We start from the raw sequence: 3,336 nt of genomic DNA on the forward strand, positions 1-3,336 counted from the left end.
CTTCCGGGCCGAAGGCGGTGGTTAAGTAGGATCGCCGGAAGGCTCAGCCACGAACGGGGCGACTGCGCCGAAGCTCAGGGCGGCTTGGACGAGAATGTCATCGAGCGTATCGGCAGCCCAAAGCGCGCCGTCGAATACGGACCACAGGATCTGGCGCATCGCTCTCCTCCCGCCGCATCCCGGGACGACGCCGCTCCCCGGCGTCGACCCGGGATGCGGCGCTCATTCGGTTCGCATCTGCATGCTCAGACGAAGTGCATCGGCAGGGCACGATCGAGGACTTCGACGTAGGTTCCGGCCAGGACCGCGATGGTGGCGAGGGCGGCGGCGGCGGCAAGGGTGAGACGCGCAGTGAGGGTCATTGGAAGTCTCCATCGGATCCGCGACTGTCTTCGCGGTGTGATCCCGATGTAAGCTCAAGCTTTTCGGGCCGAAGTGCTCCCGCACACCTGAAAACGGGTCGCGTGACCGTCGAGCACAGGGGAGCGGCAGTCCCTTCGGGAGCGTCGCGGGGCCGGAACGATCGCCGACGGCATCGACGGCGCGGGTCAGAGGGCTGACGTGGCGTTCCCGTCCGCCGAGATCGTCTCCCTCTCACACAAGCCTCCCCCTGCGACGGCGTCTGGGTGACCTTCACGGGATGTCCGCCACCGCGACAGCGCCATCCCCGACGAGGGCGCAAAGGACGAACGGATCGCCGGCCAGACCCACCATGCGCCCGATGGGAATGCCGAACGGCCGATGGCTCTGATAAGCAGTCCGGGCGGAAACATGCGGCCGCGTCCCCGACCCTCGCGCAGGTCTGGGCGGCCCGAAGCGAACGGGATCCAGAACGCCATGGCAGGGATGGTCGAGATGCAGAACAGCCCCTGGGTCGACCGCATCCCCGTCGCGGTCAAGCAGGCCTGTCCGGCGATCTGGATCAACCCGGCGGTGGCCGATAGTGCGTCCGTCCTCCCGGATCTGGCGCTGGGCAGAGCCGACGTCGACGGTGCGGTGGCACGCTGGCAGCGCTTCGCACCGTTGCTGACGCGCCTCTTCCCGGAGGAGGTGTCAGGCCGGATCGATTCACCGCTGATCCCGCTGGCGGCCGGCTTGTCCGACACCATCCTGTGTGGAGCGGGGGGCCGTGTGCTGGTCAAGGCGGACCATGCATTGCCGGTGACGGGCTGCATCAAGGCACGCGGCGGCGTCTACGAGGTCCTGGCCTACGCCGAGGCGCTGGCCGCGCAGGCCGGACTGCTCGCCGAGGGCCGATCCTATGCGGCCTTCGCGGACCCGGAATTTCGCGACCAGTTTGGCCGCCACATCATCGCGGTCGGCAGCACCGGCAATCTCGGCTTCAGCGTCGGACTGATGGGACGGGCGCTCGGATTCGCGGTGGAAGTCCACATGTCGCACGATGCCAAGGCCTGGAAGAAGGAACGCCTGCGGGAACTCGGCGCCCGCGTGGTCGAGCATCGCGGCGATTACGGTGCGGCGGTCGCGGCGGCGCGCAACGCCTATTCCGGACGCGGCGACGCGCATTTCGTCGACGACGAGGATTCGGTCGAGCTGTTCCTGGGCTATGCGGCCGCGGCCCTCGACCTGGAGCGCCAGCTCGCTGCAGCCGGGATCCCGGTTGGACCGGCCCATCCCCTGTTCGTCCATCTGCCCTGTGGCGTCGGAGGCGCGCCGGGTGGTGTCGCCTTCGGCCTGAAGCTGCTGTTCGGTGATTCCGTGCATCCGGTCTTCGTCGAGCCCGTGGCGTCGCCCTGCATGCTGGTTCAGCTCGCGGCGGGCCTCGAACGGCCGGTGAGCGTCTACGATGTCGGTCTCGACAATCGCACCGCCGCCGACGGGCTGGCGGTCGCCTCCGCGTCCATGCTGGTCGCTCGCACCCTCGAGAAGCTTGTCCGGGCCGTGGTCACGGTCCCCGACGATGCGTTGTATCGTTGGCTCAAGATCCTCTGGACGGAGGCGGGTATCCGCCTGGAGCCTTCCGCGGCGGCCGGCTTCGCGGCGGCGGGACGTTTTGCACAGACCATCCCGGCGGAGACGCGCGCCGCCGCAACCCACGTCATCTGGACGACCGGTGGTGCGCATCTCCCGGCCGAGGAGTTCGAGGCGGCGCTCGCCCGCGGCTGAGGGGCCTTTCTCGGGGCGGATGCCGACATCGCGCGCCCCTTCGAACAGGGCTCGACGATCAGTACCGGGTGGATACGCTCTGCGTCCCCGACCAGGGTGCCGCGAGGTAGACGGCGTCCACCACTCTGACGCGGTCCGCCGCCTCGCCGCGCTCCCGAGACGCGACGATCATTCCATCAGATCGGTCAGGGCCCCGATCTCGTCGGCATTCTTCCAGACCGTCTCGCAACCGATCACCTTCTCGGTGGCGTCGATCGTCAGCTGGAATTCAGCGGGAACCCGCTCCGTGCCGACCAGCCGAAGGCGCACGCCCCAGCGGGACATGTCATGGACCACACAGGGTATCGTCGGGTGACCCGCGACCGCGATACGTCCGTGCAAGTTGACTGATACGCGCCGGGCGCTTCGCTCTTCGATCATGACAGCTCGACCCCAAACAGGGTCAAGCTAGTGGCGAGGGCTCAAAAAGGTCTTCACGGATTCATTCGAATTGCCGGAATGGGCCTGCCATGACGGCTGCGGCCCGCCGCCGACCTCACGCACGCAGAGGTCTAAGGATAGGCGTGCCGGCGTGCGCGTTCGAAGGCATCCGCGCACGCCTTGTCGAAGAGCCTGCACGGCGCCGGCGCATCGCCGGGTTCCGCCAACATCGGCTGACCGCGGATGTCTCCGGCTGAATGCACTTGAGAATATCGCGACCGCGGATCGAAATAGGGATCCGACGTGTAGCTGCTCATGAACGCGCCCCCTGCCGCCATCTCGCTCTCCGCACGCGCGGACCCGACCAAGCGCAGCAGCGTCAAGGCCAGGATGAGGAGCCCCAGGTATCGTCCGACCACCGGCTTAACTCCTCGTCGAGCCTGACATCATCAGCACAGACGCCGATCGATCGGCGTCTTCATCCCGCCCCGGAGCGGCGGTGACGGGGGCCGCTCAGGTGTCCGAGAGGTTCGCTCGCCGCCATGGCACGGGGTGAGAGCACAGGCCGCAATCCGGCCGAAACGAGGCCCTGCGGTTCGATCACGCGAGACATCGGAGCCACCCCGGCACCCCGGGTCGCGTGGCACGGGCAGCCCCGCGATACGCGACAATGGCACCGGATCGGTCGGAGCGGCGCCAGAATGATCGTGCAGGATGTGCAAGAGACGCAATTAAATAAGTCTTCTGGCAGTAAAAATTCAATTTTTTTCCAAATACCTTTTAATTTTC

At 67.1% G+C, this 3,336-nt stretch carries 4 protein-coding genes; 1 reads left to right on the plus strand and 3 read right to left on the minus strand.

Annotated features, from left to right (window positions below):
- Nucleotides 1-21 precede the first annotated feature (21 nt).
- A complete protein-coding gene (locus tag I53_RS33725) occupies nt 22-159 on the minus strand; it encodes a hypothetical protein (RefSeq protein ID WP_187294307.1) in 138 nt (45 codons plus the stop codon).
- Nucleotides 160-837: 678 nt separating this feature from the next.
- On the opposite strand from I53_RS33725, the gene I53_RS05590 reads away from it, so the two are divergent.
- Nucleotides 838-2,127: a D-serine ammonia-lyase gene (locus I53_RS05590; protein WP_043347617.1), complete on the plus strand. Its 1,290-nt coding sequence runs from the start codon at nt 838-840 to the stop codon at nt 2,125-2,127.
- A 168-nt stretch (nt 2,128-2,295) separates the two neighbouring features.
- Here the strand turns inward: I53_RS05590 and I53_RS05595 are convergent, their stop codons facing one another.
- Nucleotides 2,296-2,547 (minus strand): PilZ domain-containing protein, encoded by a 252-nt coding sequence (locus tag I53_RS05595; protein WP_043347619.1) that lies wholly within the window; start codon nt 2,545-2,547, stop codon nt 2,296-2,298.
- A 131-nt stretch (nt 2,548-2,678) separates the two neighbouring features.
- The gene (locus I53_RS05600) at nt 2,679-2,966 is read right to left on the minus strand and encodes a hypothetical protein (RefSeq protein ID WP_043347621.1); all 288 of its coding nucleotides are present in this window, start codon (nt 2,964-2,966) and stop codon (nt 2,679-2,681) included.
- Between the last annotated feature and the right edge of the window lie 370 nt (nt 2,967-3,336).

The organism is Methylobacterium sp. B1 (genome assembly GCF_000333255.1).
Taxonomy (GTDB): Bacteria; Pseudomonadota; Alphaproteobacteria; order Rhizobiales; family Beijerinckiaceae; genus Methylobacterium; species Methylobacterium fujisawaense.